General features: G+C 60.8%; 14 protein-coding genes. 6 read left to right on the top strand and 8 right to left on the bottom strand.

Features of this window, described 5'->3' with window-relative positions:
• Positions 1 to 5 precede the first annotated feature (5 nt).
• The 4 genes from IPM54_18960 to IPM54_18945 form a co-directional block, all read right to left on the bottom strand.
• Positions 6 to 3224, bottom strand: coding sequence for a hypothetical protein (locus IPM54_18960; protein MBK9261870.1), 3219 nt, complete (start codon positions 3222 to 3224; stop codon positions 6 to 8).
• 53 nt (positions 3225 to 3277) lie between these two features.
• Positions 3278 to 5392, bottom strand: a complete 2115-nt coding sequence (locus tag IPM54_18955) for a VWA domain-containing protein (protein ID MBK9261869.1) — start codon at positions 5390 to 5392, stop codon at positions 3278 to 3280.
• 21 nt (positions 5393 to 5413) lie between these two features.
• Positions 5414 to 7654 (bottom strand): SLC26A/SulP transporter family protein, encoded by a 2241-nt coding sequence (locus IPM54_18950; protein MBK9261868.1) that lies wholly within the window; start codon positions 7652 to 7654, stop codon positions 5414 to 5416.
• 174 nt (positions 7655 to 7828) lie between these two features.
• Positions 7829 to 10984: a tetratricopeptide repeat protein gene (locus IPM54_18945; GenBank protein MBK9261867.1), complete on the bottom strand. Its 3156-nt coding sequence runs from the start codon at positions 10982 to 10984 to the stop codon at positions 7829 to 7831.
• A 335-nt stretch (positions 10985 to 11319) separates the two neighbouring features.
• Here IPM54_18945 and IPM54_18940 point away from each other — a divergent pair, with 335 nt between their 5' ends.
• Complete coding sequence (locus IPM54_18940) at positions 11320 to 11961, top strand: hypothetical protein (GenBank protein ID MBK9261866.1); 642 nt, start codon at positions 11320 to 11322, stop codon at positions 11959 to 11961.
• On the opposite strand, the gene IPM54_18935 is transcribed toward IPM54_18940, so the two are convergent.
• Both IPM54_18935 and IPM54_18930 read right to left on the bottom strand, forming a co-directional pair.
• Entirely contained in the window at positions 11958 to 12953 is a 996-nt protein-coding gene (locus IPM54_18935) for an ABC transporter ATP-binding protein (protein ID MBK9261865.1), read from the bottom strand. The genes IPM54_18940 and IPM54_18935 overlap by 4 nt on opposite strands.
• Positions 12950 to 14350: a sigma-54-dependent Fis family transcriptional regulator gene (locus IPM54_18930; protein ID MBK9261864.1), complete on the bottom strand. Its 1401-nt coding sequence runs from the start codon at positions 14348 to 14350 to the stop codon at positions 12950 to 12952. Before IPM54_18930 ends, IPM54_18935 begins: the two co-directional genes overlap by 4 nt.
• A 144-nt stretch (positions 14351 to 14494) precedes the next feature.
• Between IPM54_18930 and IPM54_18925 the strand changes: the two genes are divergently transcribed.
• The 3 genes from IPM54_18925 (at position 14495) to IPM54_18915 (ending at position 18597) form a co-directional block, all read left to right on the top strand.
• On the top strand, positions 14495 to 17278 hold the full coding sequence (locus IPM54_18925) for an OmpA family protein (protein ID MBK9261863.1): 2784 nt from the start codon (positions 14495 to 14497) through the stop codon (positions 17276 to 17278).
• Positions 17275 to 18039: a hypothetical protein gene (locus tag IPM54_18920; protein MBK9261862.1), complete on the top strand. Its 765-nt coding sequence runs from the start codon at positions 17275 to 17277 to the stop codon at positions 18037 to 18039. The genes IPM54_18925 and IPM54_18920 overlap by 4 nt, the downstream gene beginning before the upstream one ends.
• 240 nt (positions 18040 to 18279) lie before the next feature.
• On the top strand, positions 18280 to 18597 hold the full coding sequence (locus tag IPM54_18915) for a hypothetical protein (GenBank protein MBK9261861.1): 318 nt from the start codon (positions 18280 to 18282) through the stop codon (positions 18595 to 18597).
• A gap of 93 nt (positions 18598 to 18690) precedes the next feature.
• Here the strand turns inward: IPM54_18915 and IPM54_18910 are convergent, their stop codons facing one another.
• Positions 18691 to 19965 (bottom strand): hypothetical protein, encoded by a 1275-nt coding sequence (locus tag IPM54_18910; GenBank protein MBK9261860.1) that lies wholly within the window; start codon positions 19963 to 19965, stop codon positions 18691 to 18693.
• A gap of 242 nt (positions 19966 to 20207) precedes the next feature.
• On the opposite strand from IPM54_18910, the gene IPM54_18905 reads away from it, so the two are divergent.
• Together IPM54_18905 and IPM54_18900 are read left to right on the top strand one after the other, a co-directional pair.
• A complete protein-coding gene (locus IPM54_18905; GenBank protein MBK9261859.1) occupies positions 20208 to 20927 on the top strand; it encodes an alpha/beta hydrolase in 720 nt (239 codons plus the stop codon).
• 71 nt (positions 20928 to 20998) lie between these two features.
• Positions 20999 to 21394 (top strand): hypothetical protein, encoded by a 396-nt coding sequence (locus IPM54_18900; protein MBK9261858.1) that lies wholly within the window; start codon positions 20999 to 21001, stop codon positions 21392 to 21394.
• 29 nt (positions 21395 to 21423) lie between these two features.
• Here the strand turns inward: IPM54_18900 and IPM54_18895 are convergent, their stop codons facing one another.
• Entirely contained in the window at positions 21424 to 22464 is a 1041-nt protein-coding gene (locus IPM54_18895) for a DUF2786 domain-containing protein (protein ID MBK9261857.1), read from the bottom strand.
• Positions 22465 to 22539 lie beyond the last annotated feature (75 nt).

The raw sequence follows: 22539 nt of genomic DNA, 5'->3' as shown, positions 1-22539 counted from the left end.
CCATTTCATCGAGCGAGCTCCTTGCGGAAAGCGATGAAGCATTCGAGCTCACGACGAAGGTGATCGATCTCCGGGCTCGAACCGTCGCCATCGGCAAGTTTGACGAGCTTTTCAATGTCCGTCACGTGAGCGTCGAGCAATGCCACGAGGCTGCCAAATTCGCGATTCTCCAAAAACTCGGAGAGCTTGGTTTGGGCCGCGCGACGAATCCATGTTTTTTGCGCATCGATACGACGGCCGAAATTCTCGAACGCTTGATCGCGGAATTTGCCGAGCTTGCGCTTGTCTTCCGGCAAATCCGGATCCTCGATCAAGTATCCATGTTCGATTCGGCGAATGATTCCGAGCGCCACGGCAACGGTGAAGTCTCGTAAGTCATCGGTTCGAGCTTGTTCTTCGCCCGCCTTTTGCTTCCGTTTGCCCATGCGTTCATTGAACGCAAGCTTGGAATCGTTCTCGCGAACACCCTCGATGGAGACGCGAAAGAGGCGCGTGTCGGGTTCGGGAGCACCTTCCCAATTGCGATCGATGTGCAGCGGAATTTGCGGCACGCCTTTGGGCAAACCCGGCACCTTGGCACCTTCGGCAAGCTCTTTGTCTTTGACGGCGCGATAACGCCTTTCGTACTCTGACAAACTCTTGACCGCGTGCAACGGGCAGCCGAGCCGCGCCAGGTAAAAGATGACCTCGAATGGATTGTCGGCTGAAACGAGCTGTGACCGATCGATGCGGAGCGTCGCGAGATGCGACAAAAACGGCCCCAGCGTTCGCTCGTAATCCGAATGCATCACGGCATACGCCTTGTCGGGCAAAAGCGGCGCGCCCGCACCAAGCGTAATGAACGGAGCGCACTTGGCCGCCGCAAACTCGAGTTTGTCTTTGATGTATGCGTGAATTTCTTCGTCGGACGTGCGACGCGCTTCATCGGCCCATTGCGGATCGGAATCGGGCGGCAGCGGTCCTCCGCGGCGTTCGAGCCTCCGGCGCGCAGACACGAGCGCCGCTTCGAAACGCAATTCTTCATCGACGCGCAAGCCTCGTTCTTCGAGACTTCCACCAATACGCCCTCGCAGCGACGAAGCGGCCAATTGGACGAGATCATCGATGATCCGCCGTTCGATGTCCTGCTCGGCACCACCTTGACTGGCCACTTGCGCAAGGCGCGCCAATGCGCCGGACAAGTGCATGTCGCTCGGACGCACGAGCCGCGTGTATAGGTGTTCCCAAAGCCGTTTTCCCGTGCGGTGGTCCTGTAAAACCTCCACATCGAGCACGTAACGATTCGCATCCCCGCCGTCATTGCGACGACCACCTGCTGCGACGAGACGCGAAGCGCGTTCTTCGAGGCGCCGATGAATGCGATCGACCCGAGCGAAAAAGTGGAAACTCGAAAGCCTGCGCCGATCGATTTCTTGCAAGACGGCCGCAAAAAATTCGATCATGGCATTGGCACGAATGCGCGCACGCAATCCATCGAGGATGTCTCGATACCATCCGGCGAAGCCTGCAGCGACCTCGAAATAATCGTTTTCTCGTCCGGGAAGTTTTTCGAGGAGCGTTTCGGGCGCCGCAATGGCCATTTCTTCGACGCGGCGCTTGAAATCGTCGACGAGCCGCGGATCGGTGAGCACCAATCCGCGTTCGTACGCTTTTCGAGCAGCATCTTGTTCCGCCGCGACGGCTTGCCTGAGCAGCACGAGGAAATACCGAGCTTCCGTCGGCCCTTTGCCTTTTGCAAGCTCGGTCAGCGACAATTCGCCCGCTTCGGCAGCGACACGTTGCGCCGCTTCGCGTGCTTTGTCGCGCGCCGCGTCTTCGCTCTTGCTCACCTGCGACTTCAATGCACCAAACGCTTGCGCCGTCTCCGAACGAACGCGTTCGGGATCGCGCTCGAATGCCGACAGCTCGGCTTCGTCCCAGCCGCGCAATTTGATGGTTTCGTCGACTCGCTTCGCGACGTCTTCACGGCAACGTCGAATGAATGCGCCAATCGCTCCCTCGCCGCCGCTGCCGCCTCCACGCGCCCATTCCACGGTGCGTTTATGAGGTTCGGCATCCTCGTCGCGACTTTCGGCTTTTCCTTCGAGGCCCCGGACGAATGCAAGATCGGCCGCGTCGAGATCCGCGCCGTCTCCAAGTGCCGCGCTTCCGCCGGGAACCGCTGCCAATAGCAATTCAGCACCGAGACGCACGGCGGTATATTCCAAAATATCCGCAACGGGCAAAACGAGCGCGCCGATTCCGAACGAACCGAAGGACTTCGTGAAAGCTTGCTCGTCGAGCTGCATCAGCTCACGCGTGTCGTTGTCGAGCGTCGAACCTTCGCGGTCGAGAATGGACGAGAAGATTTGCGCGTGCGCCGCATCGGCGACCGCCGGATAGATCTCGTTCGAATCGGCGATGACGACGCCCGATTCCGTCTTTTCTTCAACGAGGTAAATTTGGTCGAACGGCGGACGGTCGAAGTAGACTCGTTCCGGATTGCCCGGATCGTAGTGGAATTCGATGGGCAACGCAGGCCCCGCGCTTTGCAGCCATTCCAGCTCCATTAGCGCGGCGTAACCATTCGCCATGATCTTGTCGAATTGATTTGGCGGCAAACCTTTGCTGCGAAATACGTTTGGCAAAACGAACGTGCCGATGATGCGATGCCCTCGTTGACCTCCGAGCAAGCGGCGCACGGTCAAGGCCATCGTGGAAAAACCGCCCGATCCGGTCCCTCCGGCGAGCGAAGCGTAAATGTGAATCTTCGCAGCCTTGTTGGCGCGGAATGGATTGTGAACGTCGTACGCTCGACGAATGGCCTTTTCGAGCGTTTCGACGATTTTTGCGCGATCGTCTTCGAGGTGATGGTACAATGACAAACGGCTCTCGATGCGGATTTGACCGGCGCCCTTGCCGCGTTGCGCTCGCGGGCGATACCAATCGGGCCACCATTGTTGAAAAAGCGGATCGGCCTTGGCGTGGAGATTGCCCTGTTTCAAATCGACGTATTCAGGTTTGTCGAAGTCCGATAGGACGAACTTGTGGGCTGCATCGATCCACACGAGACGCGAGAGATCGTCGGCATCCGTGTCGAGCGCGAAGAAGTGGATGAGGTCCTTGTAAAGTTCGAACGAGTCGTTCTGTTTGACCTTGCGCGCGAGGTCGTCGACGATGGCGCCACCGGCACCTCCAAGACCAATGAAAAATGCGGGCGCAATCTTCTTTTCTCTGAGCGGCATGCCTCGATCCCCTCCCCCGCAACCGCGGGGAGCGCGAGTCTACCAGATCAGCGCTAGCGAATGGACCAGAAAAAAACGAGCCCCGTACCGTCGATTTCGTACTTCACGCCCGGGGACACTCGAAACCAGCCTTTGACGAGCTGCAGCTCGCGAGGTTCCGCCCCACCAAATTCCGTGTCACGCGGCAGTTCCTTTGCTTTGCGGCCCCCAAGCGGCTGCGCAAAAACCGCCCCGCCAGGTCCCGCACGCAGCTCGACCACGCCCGCCTTGCGCACAGGTCCGGCCGGTCCGAGCATGATTTTTGCGGATCGATAGAGGCCAGCGCGCGCCTTGGCACCCAGCGGGAATTTCGCCTCTCGCGGCATGTCGGGATCGCGCCTGTCTTCATAATGCAAAATGGCCGTGCGCCGAAAACGCGCAGGGACGATCAGCCCCAAAAGGAGCACCAAACCGAAGAGCGCGCCCAGTCCGATTTGGATGTTGCGACCATATCGCTCCCAAAACGAGAGCGGCACGACGGAGACCGGAATCGTCACGGAAACGGCACGATCCGCGAAGCCCGATGGATTCAATGGCACGATGCGCACGCCAATTTCCCGCGGGCCCGGCGGTGAGTCTCGACCGACGCCAAGCGATACCTTGAACGTCCTCGGCCCACCAGGAGCAATCTCGAAATTGCGATGGGAAAACGACATGCCATCACCGAGACCGGTGATTTCGAGTCCCGCAATCATCGATTCGCCCACTTCGCTGCCATCGAGGGAAATCGTCGCGCTGCCTTGCTGTTCTTGTTTTACTTGACCAAACGGCGCCGCGACGGACGCCTTCAAATGAATGGGCGGCACCACGCGTACGGTGCGCGAACGAACCTCGCGCGTGAGCACGCCACTTTCCCCCGGCGCCATACGACCAACGAGGCACAATGCGCCCTTTTTCATCGGGATCATCGTGGCTTCGTGCGTTCCATCGGGGCGCATTCGAATGGCCACGGGAACCGCTGCAGCGAATGCAGCATCGTCACACGCTGCGGCGCCTTCGGTCGCCAAAAGGGAAAACGAATGCCTTGCCGAAAATGCAGCCGGGCTCGCTTTTCCGCCGGGCGTCGCCAAACGCAAGGTCACTGGTAATGGCTTGCCTACTTCGACGAGCTCGGGCAGACCAGGAAAGTCGAGCGTAAGATCGAAGTTTTGCAAAACGGCATAACGGCCGCCTTTTCCATCGGCGCCGACATCCAATCGATAAGCACCAGCGGACGGTTTGTCGATGCGGAACATTCTATACGCTGGACCATCCGAAAAGTAGACGGCTTCGGGGCGAGCATTTCCCTTGTCGACTTCGGTGCCAGAGGGATCGAATAGGCGCATGCCGAGCTTGGGAGGGCCAACCAATACGACGTCGACGGACGAAGCGCCTTCGTCGACCGTCACGGAAATGGTCGATGCCGCAGGACCTTCGACGAGGCGTCCACCGAAAAGACGCGCGTAGATATCGGCAAAAAGGTGGGGCAATTCATCGGCACGATCGGTCGCGACACCAATTCCGCCCGTCCGTCGCCCGAGTTCTTCTAGAAAAACGCGCGGTGCGCTCTTCGATAGCCCAACGGCGTAAACGCGCGCTTTGCCCAGACCAGGGATTTGTTCATCGAATACGCGCTGTTGGCACACCTCTTCGACCTTGGATTTGCCACCTCCAAGCGTTTTCGCAGCTTCGACGATGGGACCGCGCGGGTCGGGATCGCAACGACCATCGGTCAAGAAAAGGACGAGATCCTGGTCACCCGGTCCTCGTGGCGTGGCCGCGAGAATGCGACGAGCCCCATCGAATCCAGCCGTGAAGTCTGTCCAGTTTCCGTCATTGCCGACCGCACGAATGGCTCGCTTGACCGCGTCGCGATCAAATGGACCACGAATCGTGACGAGCGCGGGCATTGCATCGCGCGAAGCGCCATCGAATCCGACGACGGCCAGTTGATCGCCATCACGCGTGAGGTCGACGAATAACTCCGCAGCGACTTTGCGCAGTTCCTTCGGATCCGTGGCGCGCATCGACGACGACGCATCGATCACGAGCACCGTGCGCAAAGCTCCATCGGCCAATGCTGAATTGGGCACCGTAGCGATGGCTGCCCCGATTGCTACGCCCGCCAGAAGCCTCGGAATCATTGCCATGACAACCCCGATGCAGCAGCGTCAATTGAAGAGCGACTTGGAAGCTCCCGTCGCGAGCACCAATCGTTCGGCGAGCAGGCGAACGACGAATTGATGGAACGCCGCGGCCAGGTGCGGCGATTCGTGGGTGATGCGTTCGAGCGAATCGATCGACAAGCGATAAAGCACGGCTGGCGTTACGCTGACGACGGTGGCCGAACGCTTGGCTCCCAGATAAAGTCCGGATTCGCCCACCACGGTGCCCGGCCCCATCGTGCGCAAACGCTTCGTCTTGCCGCCGGACAGCTCGAGCCACGCGGCAAGCTCGCCCGTTTCGATGAGATAAAGGTCCTTGGAGACGTCACCCTGGCGATAAATACGATACCCCGAAGGAGCTTCGACTTTTTCCAAGTATTCGAGGAACTTGGAGACGAGCTCGCGCGAACCAAACACGTTTTCCAGCTCGTCGAGCAATTTGGTGGGCGGGAGCATGCTGGGCGGAGCGCCCTGAAGAATCTTGTTTTCGCACCATTCGAGGCCGTGATCGAGGTCGGGGAAAAACCGGACGCGTTTGCTGTCGTCAGAAAAACCGCCACGATCGAGCTGCTTTTTGACGGCCGGAGGCAAATCCGTGAGAACGAGCGTGACGCCATGCGATTCGGCGAGCTTGCGCATGCGCACGAAACTCAAAATAGCGGACGAATCGATGCCGTCGACGTGACGAAAATCAAGGAGCACGAAACGAGTCGGCCCGGAATCCTCGCTGAGCATGCGTTGATGCACGCGCTTCAGCAATGTGTACGACGTGCCGAAGAAAATGTATCCTTGAAGCTGGAGTATGTAGAGCTCTTTGCCTCGATCCTCGAGCGTGAGCTCGTCGCCTGCGCTTCGTTCGACGTTGCTCCTCACTTCGCCGCCGATGAGCGCCCGCTTGATGACATCGATGCGGCTGTAATTGACGGCAAAGAGGACCGAGGAAACGACGATGCCAACACCAATGCCTTCGAGAAAGCCTGCGAGCGCAATGACGACGAGAATGGTGACGACGAGGCCGTACTCGAGACGTGGAAGCCTGAACCAGGAATCATAAAGGGTTTCGACGAGAAACCCGAGGCCAAGAAAAACAAGCAATCCGCCGAGAACCGGCTTGGGGAAATACGAAAATACCGAAGCTCCGAAAAGCAGCGCTGCTCCACAAATGCCGGCGGAAACGATACCCGCCAAACGACTCTCGGCGCCTGCTTTGTGGTTCAACGTGGATTCGCTGAGCGACAAATAGCCGACCATGCCAAACCCGAGGCCCGCTGCCAGATTGGCCACGCCGGTCGCTCGAAGCTCGCGGTCGAGGTCGATTTCACGCTCGGTGGCAATCTCGAGACCGGAAGCATTCAGCAGAATCGAAATGGTCGCGAGCATGATGATGGCAAACAGGTTGCCCGAATTCGCCAAAACTTCGGACCACGCGACCTTCGATATCTCGGAGGTGGCCATCGGCGGCCAAAGCGCGCCTCCGTGAAAAGGCCCAAGAAGCATTCCGCGCGCGCTCGCTTCTTGGATATTTCCAAAACCGAGATAAATGATGGCGTAAAAAAGCCCAATGGCCGCGACGAGCAGCCCCGGAAGAAGCAAAAAGTGATGATAACGGCGAATGAGGAGCGTGAGAACAACGCCGAGCGCGAGACCGGGAAGCCAATTGATCAGCGCGCCCATCTTCAAAAGCGCGCCCAAATTTCCGAGCGTCAATGGCGCGTCGATCATGACGGAGATCGACCCGGTGAGCAATAACCACCCCGTACCCGCCAAAAAGCCACCTACGACGGGATAAGGAATGAAACGAACGATCGTCCCGAGCCTTAGAACGCCGAGGAGAAGAAAAACACCACCGGTCACCAAAGCACTGAGAATGAAAACCGCGACAATGGTGGGAAATGGATCGCCTCCCCCACGCGCAGCCATGTTCGTGCCGATCGCAGACGCGACGAGCGCAAGGACAACCGCGGTGTTTTCTTGCGGCGCGGCAATCGCAGGGCGAAACGAGCTCCCCAGCGAAACGATCACGCCAACGATGGCCGACCCAGCCAAGGCCATGCCGATGCCGCGGCTCAAGTACTGCGTGAGGTTTCCCGAAAAAATGAGCGCGGCAAGCGTGATGCTGAACGTGGCAACGAGCGTGCCCGACATCGCTCCGGCAAAAAGCCCCGAAAGCCAACGCGAACCGCGAATCCCACGCGCAGCGCTGGGCACCGGTATCGAACTCAGCGGCGCACTGTCCTGCCCTTGCATCGTCGTCCGAAAGCCCAGCCTTCACCGCGTCCTGCGGTCGGACCACCCCGAGGACCCGCTTTCACGCGCCCTCTTCAACACGAAAATTTCTTCGCAAGGTGCATCTTCGACCAACTCGACCACCGGAGGCAAGCGTGAGCGGCCAGGAAGGGTCGTAATGCAATTTTTATTACGTCATCCACCAAGATCTCGCGCGATCGCTCGTGCCTGCTCTTTCAGCGCAATGGCCTCGCGAAGGTGGCCTTGTTGTTCGTGTAACCCAGCGAGATCATTGAGGATCATGCTCTCGTCATGACGGTTGCCTACCTTGCGCGAGATGCCCAAGGCCTGCTCGAAAAACGACCGCGCCAAGTCGTAGCGACCTTGATCCTTGTGCAAACCCGCAAGGCTCTTCAGCGCGAGTCCCTCGTTCCACAAACTGCCCGCTTCACGTGCGGTCGTCAGGGCTTGTTCGTAGAACGCACGCGCACTTTCGACGCGACCCGTAGCCCAGTTGACGCGACCAAGACCCAAAAGACCAAGCGCTTCCGAGGCGCGATCGCCGAGCTTTTGCGCTTCGTCGAGCACACGCACGTGCTCCTGCATCGCTTCTTCGTAACGCCCCTGAAGCTCGAGCACATCGCGCGCAAACTCGTAACGAACGACGATGCTCTCATCGGTCGGTTCCGTGGTGAGCTTGAAGTACGCGCGATAGAGACGCTTGGCTTCGCCGTGCGCATATCGTTCGGCAGCCTTGCGAGCGCCTGCGAGGAAGTACCAACGCGCGCGATTCGATTGCCCTGCGCGCTGCCAGTGTCGACCAAGCGCCGTGACCTGACTGCCGAGATCCTCGACGTGAATTTCCTCGATCGCCTCGGCAGCACGACGATGCAGGTCCTGCAGCCGAGCACGCGACTGCATCTCATAGGCGGCGTTGCGCAGAAGAACGTTTCCAAAGCGGTAACGCCCTTTCGTCATGGGAAGCCAAATGCGCTGCTCTTCGCCGACGCGGACAAACTCTTCGAGGCGAATGTCGTCATCCATCATGCGAGAAAGAATGCGCAGGTCGAACTCGCGACCGAGCACCGACGCTGCTTGAACGACGCGTTTGACCTTGGGCTCGAGACGATCGAGGCGTGCGATGAGCAAGCTGTTGACGTCGTTCGGGAGGAGAAAAATGCTCGGTGTCGAAACGCCGGTGTCCTCCTTGTCCTTCTTCTTGCCCGTGAGCTGATTGGCCTCGAGCCAGAACGTCATGATCTCTTGGGCGAAGTAAGGATTGCCGTTCGCATTTTCAGCGAGGAAAACCGCGAGAATGTCAGCGACGGGGCCACCCATGAGCCCTGTCGCAAGCTCGACGATCTTCTCCTTCGGCAGCGGACCGAGCGTGACGGCATGTTCGGGCACGCCTTCGTCGAGCTCGATGCGAAAGGTCGAACCGTCGTCGTTGTTGCGACAAGTGCAGATGATCGCGACGGGGCAGTCGCGCACGGCGCTCGTGACGTGACGGATGGCTTCGAGCGAGTCGCCATCGGCCCAGTGAGCATCTTCGATGTGAAGGATGACGGGCTGCAAGTGGCTCTCGGCTTCGAGCCAGAGCGAGATGGCGCTGAGCGTACTCGCAAAACGAAGCTTGGGATCCATGCGTTCGTACACGGATCCGTCCCAGCGAATGCCGATGATGGCGCCGAACGTGCTGCGGGCAAGCTCGAGCTCGCGAGCGAGCGTCGATGCCGATTCGGGAAGGCGATCGATGAGTTTGTCCAGGGCTTCGTCGAAGGCGGCGTGCTTTTGTTCGCGGGTATTTGCCGACGCTTGGCCGAAGTATTCCTTGAGCGCGTATTCGAACGGATTGAGGCTCGATCGCAGCGTCTGATCGCACCGTGCGTCGATCCAGATGGGGGTTGCTTCGTTGCGGCTGTCCTCGATGCCGCGACGAAATGTTTCGACCAGAAAGCTTTTGCCAAGACCAGGCTCGCCGTCGACGTAGATGATTCCGGCGGCACGTTGATCGATGATGCCTGTGACGTATCGCGAGAGATCGGAGAGCTCTTTTTCGCGGCCGATGAGACCCCGCGCGAGAAATTCGCGCTGCGCGGCGATGCGTTTGCCTTCGAGCAAATACGCATCGACGGGCTGCTCGAAGCCTTTGAACGAATGCTCGCCGAGCCGCTTGAAGTGATGCGTGCCCTGGCCTCGATCGTAAACGCTCGCGTCGACCCAGACTTCGCGCCAAGGCGCTTTCATCATGAGCCGTGCGGCGAGGTTGGTGGCGCGGCCCAGACAAGCGAACTCGCGGCGCTCGGTCCCACCGTTGAAGCCCGCGTAGCGATCGTCGTAGGTGACGCCGCCACGAATGAGCATGCCTTTCGGTGCGGCTTTGCGAAGACCGAGGACGAAGTCGAGCGCGCGCTCGAGATCGTTTTCGTGCGTGATCGGTGCGCCGAAGTGGATCAAGCAGTTGATGCCCTTGTCGCCCGAATCGACGCCCGTGAAGGTGCCGCCGTACTTGTTGGCGTGTTCGTGCAAGAGCTTGATGAGCTCCTCGAAGCTCGGGATCACGTCGAATGCCAAGAAGACACTGGTGACGCGACGGAATTCGCCTTGCGGGGGCATGTCGCGAACGCCGGGCGGGACGAAATGATTGCCATCGCCGGGAGGATTGATGCGAGCGACGGGGGGCAGCGGAATGTCCTGCAAATCGAGCAGCTTGAAGACGCCCTCGGCACCCGCGATGGGCGCGACACGCTTGGTGGGAACGCGCTGGTGAAACGCGGCGTCCATCAAGATGTCGCCTTTCTCGGCGTGGTGCTCGATGCCGCTGCATTTGTCGATCGCAGGGCCGCGGAAATAAAAATAGGCGCGCTCGGCCGAGACGCGAACGATGCCCCATTCGACCGCGCCCCAGGACAAACCCACCTTGTACGAGAAGGGGAATTTGCCAAATCGAGTCGTGAGCTCGGGTTGCTTCAGGAAAAACCTACGCATCCGAAGCGCCGCCGCGAGCGCGTGTTCGCCTGCGTTTCGGCCTGGTGCGTGAGGGAAAACCGCCGTGAAGGCGTCCCCGGCAAACCCGATGACGACGCCACCGAGCTCATGGACGGCTTGGATCAGTGGGTCGAAGTAGAGACGCAGAGCACTGGCGAGAATCTCTTCGGCCGCTTCGTCCACGAGGTTGGGAACGAGCTTGTCGTCCTTGGCGTTTTCGACGCGATCTTCGTGGTGCGCGAGCTGCTCGGTGAGGCGCGTGAAGCCGGGAATGTCGACAAAAAGCGCCGCTGCCGCGAAGTTGCCTTCGGTCCTTCCCCGAGTTTCCTGCATCAGGATGAAGTCGGGGACGAGCGGGTTCATGTCGTGGGTTTCTGACGCTCCGGACGCGCCGATAGCGTGGATCTGCTCGAAGCGAGCACCACATCGAGCGCCCATGGGCATCGACGTGGACGTTGAAAGGCAGATTGAAGGTGATGCTCCGAAAAATCAACGAAAGTCGAACGGCCCGACCGCGTGACGACGGGCGTCTGCGAGCCGACATTCTGCGACGCGCAAATGGCTCGTCTTTCGTCGAAAAAAAGCGCCGCGCCTGATACCCCCTTGGCGCCCCGAACCGCCTACGATACCCCAAGAACGTCGTCCTTACCGAGGGCTCGCTCGGTCCAAGCCCCGGGGCGCACGCTCGGAACTCCGAGTTGAAGCTGCCGTTTCCATCGTGGATCGTAACGGGCAAACCATCCATGAAGCGGAGAAGAAACGGGGATTCCGAGTTCGACGGTGACCTCGTCGATCCATCGCTGGGCAGCGCAGAGCCGCCCAATGCAGCGGCCGCAGATGCGGCTCACGCGAGCTCCCACAGTCAGGTTTTCGTGGGCGGTGGTGAACGAGAAGCTCGGGCTTACGTGCCGCCGACGTCGCTGCCTGCGATCGCGGCACCGAAACAAACAGCGGACAAAGTCGCCATTGCGAGCAGCGTCGATCCGCGACGAATGCAGACCATGCGTCTTGCACCCGGACGACCTCGACCACCACTGACGCCCGAGGAACTGCAAGAGCAACGACCGGATCAACTGGCGGAAGAGGTCGGCGCGCCTTCGAGTCGGTATCCGACGTCGGGTTCGCATGTCAGTCAGCGAGCGCCGAAGTCGGCGATGGCCGCAACGGTCGTTCGTGCACCTCCGTCGGCAGCGCCTCCAACCAGCGGGCCGCCGACGATCGTCTGGGTACTCGCCGTCGCGCTTGCCGCGTTGATTGGCGCAGGAACGGCGCTCTGGCTGCGCAGAAGCACCGCGGCACCACCACAGACGCCCGCACCAACTGCTCCGGCCAATCGTTAAAGAGCGCGACGCAAGAAGAGATCTTCCAGCGTTTCTCGACGCGGCGCGACCTCGATGACCTGTGCGCCTGCATCGAGTGCGGCACGAAGTGCATCACCCACCTGCTTCTCGCCTTCGATCTCGACCACCACGACATCGGCCCGCGGCTCGACTCGGTAACCAGACTCTTCGAAAACACGTCGCAGTGAATCCGATACGCCGGCGAGCGTGATGTCCGTGCGCAAGACGTCGCCACGCAAGAGCTTGCGCAACGCTCCGCTCACGACCGCTTTGCCTTCGCGAAGAATCGTGACGCGATCGCACATCGTTTCGACGTCGCTGAGAATGTGTGTCGAGAAAAAGATGGTGCGTCCGGACGAACGCTCCTCGAGAATGATGTCGCGAACCTCTTTGCGACCCACGGGATCGAGGCCGCTCATCGGTTCGTCGAGGATGAGCAGCTCGGGGTCGGAGACCAGCGCAGCGGCGAGCCCCGTGCGCTGGAGCATGCCTTTCGAGAGGCGACGAACGGGCCTGTCCGCTGCGTAGGCGATGCCGACTTTGCCGAGCATGGACGCAGCGCGATCGGCCAGGGTTTTTCCGGATAGTCCGGACAAACGGCCGCAGAGTGAAACGAATTCGCGCGGCGTCAGGTACGGATACACGTACGGGTTTTCCGGGAGAAACCCTATGCGCCTCCGAGCTTCTGCGCTCGGAACGCGTGCACCGAACAAGAAGGCTTCGCCTGCCGTGGGCTTGATGAGCCCCGTGAGCATCTTGATCGTGGTGGTCTTGCCCGCGCCATTGGGTCCGAGGAAGCCAAAGATTTCGCCCCGACGAACCTCGAACGACACGCCTTTGACCGCCTCGACCCGGCGACCCAAAAGCCCAATCCGAAACGTCTTGCGCAGGTCTCGAACTTGGATGAGCTCCTCGCCGCGGCTCTGCTTGTCATCGCTTGCGACGTCGTCGGAAGCGGATTCTTCGAGCGTGGAATCCTGCACTTCGCTCACACGCTCTCCTCGACGATGGGCTCGCCATCGCGAGCAACGGATCCCGACGAACTGGCGTATTCGTGCAACTTGTACTGGATCTTGCGTGGGCTGATCCCGAGGATCGACGCCGCTTTGGACGTGGAGCCTTTGCAAGCCTCGAGCGTCTTCAAGATGGCGAATCGTTCGAGATCGTAGATCGTGCTTCCGGGAATCGGCGGAGCCGTCACCTGCGATGCCATGGCATCGAGCGATGCAGGCAAGTGTCGAGGTTCGACGCGGGGCGTGTCGCAAAGAACGACCGCACGCTCGATGACGTTTTCGAGCTCGCGGACGTTGCCTGGCCACGTGTGAGCCGTGAGCGCAGAGAGCGCCTCGTCGGTGAAACCTTCGATTCGCTTGCCATTTTCCTCGGCGTACCGGCCCAAGAAGAACATCGCAAGCTCGGGGATGTCGCTCGCGCGCTGCCGAAGCGGCGGGATCTCGAGCGTGACGACGTTGAGTCGATAGTAGAGATCTTCGCGGAATGCGCCGTCGTTGATGCGCTGGCGAAGATCACGGTTTGTCGCAGCGATCACGCGGACATCGACTTTCAGCGTTTCGTTGCCCCCGACGCGCTCGAACGTTCGTTCTTGAAGGAATCGGAGCAGCTTGATCTGGATCGAAGGCGGGATCTCGCTGACTTCGTCGAGGAACAACGTGCCGCCGCTGGCGAGTTCGAAACGTCCTTCGCGTCGTCCGACGGCGCCGGTGAACGCGCCGCGCTCGTGCCCGAAGAGCTCGCTTTCGAGCAGCGATTCGCTGAGCGCGGCGCAGTTGAGCCGAACGAGCGGCGCCTTCGCTCGAGGGCTGTTGCGATGGATCATTTCAGCGATGAGCTCTTTGCCGGTGCCGGTCTCACCGACGATGAGCACGCTTGCGCGGCTCGGGGCGACTTGTTCCACGAGGCGCAGCAGCTTGACCATGCTCGGGTGGTTCGCGATGACGTGACCAAACGCGTTGCGTTCACGCAATTTTTGCCTGAGGCGGGAATTTTCTTGCAGCAGGCGAGCTCGTTCGACGGCGCGCTCGACGACGGCATCGAGCACTTGGAAGTCGAGCGGTTTGGTCAGGTAGTGATAGGCGCCCTTTTTGACGGCTTCGACGGCGCTGGAGATGGTGCCGAACGCGGTCATGACGACGAACGTTGCGGCGATCCGCGCCTCCTGGGCCTTTTCCATGAGGCCTATTCCATCGAGGCCAGGCATCTTGAGGTCCGTCAAGACGACGTCGGGGGCAAACTCTTCGAGCTTGCCGAGAGCTTTGAAGCCATCGGCCGCCGTCTCTGTGGTGTACCCCTCTTCGCGCAGGATCTCGGCTAGAGCCGCCCGCGCGTTCGCCTCGTCGTCGACAATTAGAATTCGGCCGCGCGCCGCCATGGTGAGGCTTTTCCTAGCATGGGGAGAGATCGAACCCTACGGGACGTTGAAGGATAGTTTCTGCTTTTTCGAGCAGAATGATACAAGGACCCTGAGCAAGGTCGGTCCCGTGGGGGGACCCCTTCTTTCGCCGTTCGAGGGTCGATGCGTACGCTTGAGAACCTCCGCTTTGCCGAGCCCACGCGGCTCGTGGCGCTCACCGCGCTTCCTGTGGCCTTTTGCCTCGCGATCTCCGCGGATGCCGCCGCGCAGCAGCCGCCCTTCGGCCCTCAGCCGCCGGGGCCGTTCGGGCAGCAACCAGCGCCAGGAGCGTTCGGGCAGCCTGCGCCTGCACCTGGTCAACCTGCACCTGCGCCGGGTGGATTTCAGCCAGCACCGGGTGGATTCGGTCAACCGGCACCGGGCGGATTCGGTCAACCGGCGCCAGGTGGATTCGGTCAACCCGCACCGGGCGGGTTCGGTCAACCCGCACCAGGTGGATTCGGTCAACCCGCGCCGATGGGACAATTCGGGCAGCAACCAACGGATCCGTTCGGGATGCAGCCGCCGGCGACGACGCCGAATGTCAAACCTGCCGCGCCGATCGACGAAGCAGAGGAACGCGCACGCACGCTCATCAATCAACCGAACACGTTTGGATCGACGGGCCTTTTGCGCACGTCGCATGCAGCATCGGGCGCGGCGGGAACGTTCCGCGTGTCGTTCCTGAGCGACTTCTTCTTCACGAACAACTTCCTGTGTGATCCCGATCTTTCAACGGCTGCAGGGCAACCGATCACGTGCTCACGCGACAACAAGGGAGACTCGGCCAATCACGTCGGAGCGTTCTTCAGCGTGAGCGCTACGCCGGTCTCGTTCCTCGAAGCGTTTGCCACGATTCGTACGTACGCAAATTATAACGATCAGGGCAAACCCAAGCTTTTGCAAGTGCTTGGTGACACAACGTTTGGCCTCAAAGGATTTACGCCCAAGGTCGGCAACTACTTTTCGTTTGGTGCCGAAGCGCATCTGATGTTGCTCAACGGTGCCGGTGCCGTCGGCCCGCTCGGCGCGAGCACGAGCGCCTTTTTCCGAGGCCTCATCACGGCGGATTTCCGCAAGCCCGGTGGCGCCGGCGTTCCGCTGCGCATCAACGTCAACGCGAGCTACAAGCTCGACAATTCAGGTCAGATCGTGAACGAGGTCGAGACCGAGCGTGCGAAGGAGTTCCGTGACGGACGCGACAGGCAACCGATCACGCGCATCGAGCGTTACGGGCTCGGGATCAACCGCGTCGATACGTTCCAACCGGCCATCGGCATCGAAGCTCCCTTCCGATACTTGCAGCCCTACGCCGAATATTCGGTGGACGTGCCGGTCAATCGGCAAGGCTACGAATGCCACACGGGCCGCATTTCACGCGGCGACGTGTGCCTTGGGCTTGCCGACTTCGGCGCGGCAGATCCGCAAACTGCGGGCGGTCCTGGCTACGCAGGCATCCCGTCGCGCGTGAGCCTCGGCGTTCGCGTCACGCCCTTCAGCAACGCGTTCCGAGGTTTGTCGGGGCACGCCGGTGTGGACATCGGTTTGTCGGGAACATCGGTCTTCATCGAAGAGGTCACGCCGCAAGCTCCGTGGACCGTCTACTTGGGCCTCGCGTATGCCTACGACGGCAAGGTTGCCAAGGCCGCGCCTCCGCCGCCTCCACCGCCTCCGCCGCCGGAGAAGATCACGGTGCCCGCACCGCAGACGTTCGTGCGCGGCACGGTGCATGAAACGAACAAGCCCGACGCTGTCGTCGCAGATGCCATCGTGACGCTCGAAGGCAGCGCGGATCCGCCGTACGCGACCAATGCCGCGGGCAAGTTCCTCACGCGACACCTCGAACCCGGGAGCTACACGTTCGCGATCAAGGCGCCCGGCTACAAGCCTGGAACGTGCCAAGCGACGGTCATGGCTGCGGGTTCGCCCATGGCACCGGCGTTCGGCAGGGGAACGACGTTGCCAGGACAAACGCCGTTCGGCGCGCCTGGACAACCTGGTGCAGCGCCTGCACCTGCGCCTGCCGCTCCGCCGCCGGCAGCACCGGCGAATCCGTTCGGAGGTAACCCGTTCGCAGGCAATCCGTTCGCCGGGACGAACCCGTTTGGCCCGCCCGGAGCAGCGCCAGGAGCCGCGCCAGGAACAACGCCGCCCGGACAAACCGCTCCGACGGGCCTGCCAGGCACGTCGCCGGCGCTTCCACCAGCTCCGCAAGGCACGACGTACGTCGATGTCGATTGCAGCGTGGAAGCCTTGCCAAAGGTCGGTTCGGTCCAAGCGAAGGTGAAGGATGCCGAAACGGGCGCCGCGATCCCCGGAGCGATCGTGAAGGCCACCGACTCGGCGGGCAAAGAGCGTTCAGCGACGGCCGATGGCAGCGGCACGGTCACCTTCAAGGATCTCCCGCCCGGTGCGTTGAAGATCCGCGCCGAATCCGGAGGCTTCATGAACACTGTCGGTGAGGCCGACGTGCGCGCGAACGACGAGGCCAAGGTGACGCTCGCCATGAGCAAACGTCCCGCGCCGCGAAACTCGCTCGTGAAGCTGACCAACAACGAAATCAAAATCTTGAAGCAGGTCCACTTCGAGGTCGACTCGGCCAAGATCCTCGGCGACTCGAACGCACTGCTCGAAGAAGTCGCCGACGTGCTCCAGCGCAACCCGAACATCCGCCGCGTGGAAGTGCAAGGCCACACGGACAACACGGGCACGCGCGAGCACAATCAGACGCTGAGCGAGCAGCGCGCACTCGCCGTCCGTAACTGGCTCATCGCGGCCGGTGTCGACGCCTCGCGCCTCATGTCGCGTGGCTACGGTCAAGACAAACCTCTCGCGCCGAACGTCACCGCTTTGCAGAAGGCGAAGAACCGGCGCGTCCAGTTCATCATTCTCGAAAAGACCCGGTGACTCCGATTCCCACGCGTCTCGAGCGTGCAGCGACGGTCGCATCATCGCGCGCCGTCGCTGCACTCCTTCCACTCGTCACGCTCGCTCTTGCGTGTACCAACTCGGCCCCGCACGCCGATCCTGGAGCTCGCTTGACGTCGAGTGCTGCATCGAGCTCGTCCGAGCGAGTTGCGTCGAATGTGCCGGATGCGTCGGCACCACAGGACGCGTCCGATGCATCCGACGCATCTGTGCTGATCGACGCTTCAGCGGACGGCGATGCGGTCGACGCGGCAGTCCCCGAAGCTCGAGCGCCCGCTGCCGCGCGTCCGTTTGCCAAGGACAACAAGATCTTGCCACCGCTCGAAAGCGAAGAGCTCACGGCGCGTGCCAAGCAGTTGTTCGAGGCCATCGTTCACGACGACCCGGCGCTCGGCGAGAGTTTTTGGTTCCCCAAGGAACCGTTCATCCCGCTGAAGGATGTGAAGGGCCCGGACAAGTACTGGAACAACCTGCATGCTACGTATGCGCGAGACATCCACGCCCTGCATCGCAAGCGCAAGTCGTGGGATGGCGCGACGTTCGTCGGATTCAAAGTCGGGTCGACGCCGAAGTGGGTTCCTCCCGGCGACGAAGCGAACAAGATTGGCTACTACCGATCGTTTCGCGGCAAGCTCACGTACCGTATCGACGACAAGAATTCGACGATCGACGTGCACACCATCATCTCGTGGCAGGGAGAGTGGTTCATCACGCATCTGAGCAAGTGGAAGAAGAAGTAATTGTTTGCTTCGGCAGCGTTCGGGCGACGCTCCATGACCACGCTCGAACGATTTGTCGTGCTAAGCTCCGGGCTCGTTCGGGGTTTGGGGCCAAGGACGCCGCAGGCGATCCGTAGCTTCAATGTTCAACCCGGGTCCGGCGGAGGTCACGAGGTGTTCGATATCAGGGTCGACCCCACACATGCGATCATCGAGTTCATCGTCGACGGTGCTGTGGACGAGGGTGACGCTGCCGAGCTTCTGGGAAAGCTCGAGGCTGCGAGGAGTGGTTTGTCGGGGCGCGAGCTTCGGATCAAGGCCGACATCCGCGGGCGCGATCATGCAACTGGCGTCATCGGACCGATGGTGCGCACGTTGCATGCGTTCGCCAAGCAAGCCGGAGTGCAGCGTCTTGCGGAAATCGTGGAGAGTGATGTCGTGGCGCTCGAGTTGAATCGAGCAGCCAAGGAGCTCGGCACGGACAAGATCTTACGGCGCTTCTGGGAAGACGATTCGGCACACGAATGGCTCATCTACGGCGACTTGTCCCCTAGTTCGATCGGCGCTCGCTGGCGTTGACGCGGACACGCGTCGTCCGCTCGAGACAAACCCTGAGCGACACGCGCATCGTGCAGCGCTTGCGACGCGTCGCGTGGGCCTCGTCGGTGCATCTTATGATGCGCGCGCGCGAAGGACGCCGAGCAGGTTGACGTTGCGGAAGCTGAGGCGGCAGGCCTGACCGTCACTGACGACGGTAAAACCCGCGGGAGCAGCGGAAGGTGCAACGAGCTCGGGTGGCGTGTCGACCGTCCATCCAGCGCCCGATAGTCGTTCGATCCAGCGGCCCGTTTCTTCATGCCGTTCGACACGGCGCGGGCCATCGTGCGAGACGACGTTGCGTACTTCCTGCGCGAAAAACTCGCTCCACACGAGTGACGCGTCGCCACGCGACAGCATCGAGTAGAGGCTTCGAGCAAGCGTCCCGTAATGACGATAAGCGTGCAGGAAGCGCAGTGAAAGATCGTCGACGAAGTGGTTCGAGTCTGGTTCCACGAGGACCAGCTTGGAAAAACCCGCCTCGCGGATCATGGCCAAGAGGTCGTCACGGCCTGCACGTGCACCATGGTCGGGCAAACCGACATGGTGCAAGCTCAAGCAACAGTTGGCGAGCATGAGGCCACGGGGCTCGGCTTGTTCGATGTCGTCGATCTGAAGGTCGTCGCCGAGCTTGGGGATACCGCAAAACGTCACGGGAATGCCTACTTCGGCGGCCGTGCGAAGTACGTTTTCCTCGGCAAACTCGAGCGCTCCGCCCACCGCATCCGACGAGTCGGGCTCGACTCCGATCACGTGAAGCGACTTGAAGAGACGTCGCGCGCTTGGATTTTTCAAGAGCGCTCGTAGCTGCCCCGCTCGACCAATGCCGACGTCGAGAAGCGTGACGTCACGAGGCTCTGCAACGGCATCGAGCAGAGCACGGTTTGCCGCGGCGTAACCGAAGGGAATGAGCGGCGTACGAAGGCGCAACAGCTCGAACGCGCGCATCTGCGCACCCGGGGGACGGGCCGTCAGATACAAGTTTCCGCCCGACCCTGCGAGCTTGTAGACGCGAGCGCGCAGAGCTTCTGCAAACGTTCGAACGACGACGGCCCCGTGTCCGTCTTCTTCGTCGGGCATGCTGCGAATGAGCGACTCGGTTTCGATCGCAGCTTCGTCACCTTGATCGTTCACGAGCGCGCGCAGCGCCCCCCACAACCGTCCCAAACGTTGCCGCTCGGTCTCCCCAATGTTGAGGAAAAAGTCTGCAAAACCGGGCGTATGCTTGAGATTGTCGCCATCGGTCTTGATGTAGCGCTCGAGATCCTCCCAAGTGAAGACGAGCAACGCGCCGTAGCTTCGGCGCTTGCGAAGGCTCATCGGACCTTGGGAGTGATAAGACGACGCCATGCAACGGGCCTCCTGTCGATGTCCCGCACATACGCGATTACATTAGGGTTTCGCGCATTGCGGGTCGGTCCGGCGCCATGGCGCCTGAGACACCAGCATTGTCCCTATCAACAACGGGAAGTGACAACTATTGTGATGACCAAATCTCGACAGTACACACGTGTGCACGTCGCTTTTCGAGACTATCGTTTCTTCTTATGATGCCCGAAATAAAGCGAGCGTTGGTTGAGGAGAATTGAAGCATGGGCAAACACTTCGTCTTGATTCACGGGGCTTGGCACGGTGGCTGGGCATGGGAAGGCGTCATCCGCAGCCTAACCGAGGCAGGTCACACCGCAGAGGCTCCCACCTTGCCCGGGCACAGTCCCGACGATGATCGCTCGCGAATCACGTTCGAATCGTACGTTGAAAAAATCACGGAAGTTCTTTGGCGTCAAACGAACCCGGTGGTTTTGGTCGGTCATTCGAGCGCCGGATTCCTGCTGCAATCCGCCGCTCCCATGGTCCGTCGCAAAATCGAGCGCCTCGTGTTCCTGAACGCCTGGATCCTCCCCAGCAACACCGCCCAGTTCGACCTCGTGCCCCCCACGAGCGCTCGACAACTGACCGCAACCGCTCACGCCTCTCCCGACAAAAGCGTCCCCGTCATCGACGAGTTCGTCCGGAACATCCTCATGGCCGGCGAAGACAAAGACGCTCAGGACAAAGTCATCAGCCGACTTACACCACAGCCGCTTGCCCTCTTCACTACGCCGGTCAACGTTGAAGCCTTCAATGAGCTCGACGTTCCCAAGTCCGTCGTCTACTGCCGCGACGACACGTCCCTCCCTCCGGGAACGTTCCTGCGCATGGCCGAGGGGCTTGGGCGCTTCGATCTCGTCGAGATCGAAGGCGGTCACGAAGCACTCGTCACCCACCCCGCTCGCGTCGCAGATGCACTCGTGCGTGCCGCCGTGCGCTGAGGTTTTGTGAGACAAACAGATCGATGCTCAATGTTTGAGTTCAAAGTGGTTCAGGTCGGAGGTCGCACGACATGTTCCAAATAAAAATCGACAAGGTGTCTGCCATCATCGAGTTCCACCTCGAAGGTATCTTCCAGATGGACGAGATGACGCAGTTCGTGGATCAGCTCAAAGCGGCCACACTGTCGCTCAAGGGCAACCAGATCAAAATCAAAGCCGACCTGCGTCGCTTCAAACCATCATCGCCCGCGGTGGCGGACATGATCCGCCAAGTGCAAGAGTTCGGACTCAGCAATGGAGTCATCCGCGTCGCCGAAATGGTCGAAAGCGAAGTGCTCGCTCTCCAGCTCAACCGCGTCGCGCGTGAAAGCGGAACGCACAAGATCCTGCATCGATTTGCCGACGAACAAGAAGCACGCGAATGGCTCGTCCTCGGCGAAGTCGCCCGCAAGAGCCAGCGCTTCTAAGCTCGCTCGCCCTCCGTTTCACTCACCCATCACGACTTCGGCGGCAGCAACCTCGAACCCATGCTCGGGCCTTGTGTCACCGGCTTGTGGAGCACGATGCGACGCCCCGCCGCGCGACCTTCCGCATGAGCCTCCGAACGAGTGCTCCCTGTGTACCTGACGTTCCGAATGCGTGGATGCCGCACCCGATAGAACCTCCCTAGATCCGCATCGCGTACCCACACGAGCCCTTCGCTCCGGTTCGTCTCGCGTTGCGTCGACAGCTTGTCGTCGAACCCCGCCATCACGCCCGCCATGAACGTGCGCCGATCACGATCACTACGCTGCCCCGTCGCGCGCTTGTGCGCAGTCCAAAGATCTCGCGCCGTCCGCATCAAAAATGCATGCACGTACGACGCCATCTCGAGGTTCGCGTGAGAGCCGCAAATCTCGAGCACATGACCTCGTTTCCCCTCGAGCGGCCTGAACGCCGGTACCCAAATCACCTCGACGAAAAAATGCTTCGAGAGAATTGACGCAAGCCGTCGTTCCGCTTCGCTCACCCGACCCGTCGGCGTACCGAGGTGCCGAAAGCCGTAACCTTGTCGCTGGCCGTGTGCGACGTGATCGATGTTGTACTTCAGCATCAAACGCTGCGCGGCATTCATCGCCGCTTGCGCTTCGTTCATGTTCGAACTTTCTGCGAGCGCTAGGAGCTTGGAGATGCGTTCGAGCACACGCGCACTTTCATCGTCGCTTTCGACGGATGGAACATCCGGCAACCCCGCAGCCGCAGCATCGATCCCGAGCTTCTGACACACGCCGCGAAATGCCGGGCCGTGTGCGCTTTGATCGATCACGCCCAGCACTTCGTGCACGTACTGATGCGCCATCTCGTGCTTCAGCACTTCCACCACGATCCCCCACGATCGTTCGAGCACCAAGCGTCGGCTCACTTCGATCGATCGCGTCTCGCGATGCCACCTTCCCAAGTACCGCTCCGCATCCCCGAGCTCGATCGTCGCTCCCTTCAAGCCTCGGTGAAAATACGTCGCGTTGATGTCTTGGTAAACCGAACGCAGCTCGCGCAAGAGGGCCGTTTCGAGCTCCATCGTGAGGCGCTCATGCGGATTCGGTTCATGAGATTCGTGCGTCGCGTTCATTCG

The organism is Polyangiaceae bacterium (assembly GCA_016715885.1).
Taxonomy (GTDB): Bacteria; Myxococcota_A; Polyangia; order Polyangiales; family Polyangiaceae; genus Polyangium.
Note: the sequence above shows the minus strand (reverse complement) of the source record. Positions and strands in the feature narration are given on the sequence as shown.

What these genes read in the sequence shown, in the direction of transcription:
- IPM54_18930 (MBK9261864.1), bottom strand. Translation starts at nt 14,350, where the DNA reads ATGGCGGCGCGCGGCCGAATTCTAATTGTCGACGACGAGGCGAACGCG.
- IPM54_18925 (MBK9261863.1), top strand. Translation starts at nt 14,495, where the DNA reads ATGCGTACGCTTGAGAACCTCCGCTTTGCCGAGCCCACGCGGCTCGTG.
- IPM54_18905 (MBK9261859.1), top strand. Translation starts at nt 20,208, where the DNA reads ATGGGCAAACACTTCGTCTTGATTCACGGGGCTTGGCACGGTGGCTGG.
- IPM54_18955 (MBK9261869.1), bottom strand. Translation starts at nt 5,392, where the DNA reads ATGGCAATGATTCCGAGGCTTCTGGCGGGCGTAGCAATCGGGGCAGCC.
- IPM54_18960 (MBK9261870.1), bottom strand. Translation starts at nt 3,224, where the DNA reads ATGCCGCTCAGAGAAAAGAAGATTGCGCCCGCATTTTTCATTGGTCTT.
- IPM54_18945 (MBK9261867.1), bottom strand. Translation starts at nt 10,984, where the DNA reads ATGAACCCGCTCGTCCCCGACTTCATCCTGATGCAGGAAACTCGGGGA.
- IPM54_18950 (MBK9261868.1), bottom strand. Translation starts at nt 7,654, where the DNA reads ATGCAAGGGCAGGACAGTGCGCCGCTGAGTTCGATACCGGTGCCCAGC.
- IPM54_18900 (MBK9261858.1), top strand. Translation starts at nt 20,999, where the DNA reads ATGTTCCAAATAAAAATCGACAAGGTGTCTGCCATCATCGAGTTCCAC.
- IPM54_18910 (MBK9261860.1), bottom strand. Translation starts at nt 19,965, where the DNA reads ATGGCGTCGTCTTATCACTCCCAAGGTCCGATGAGCCTTCGCAAGCGC.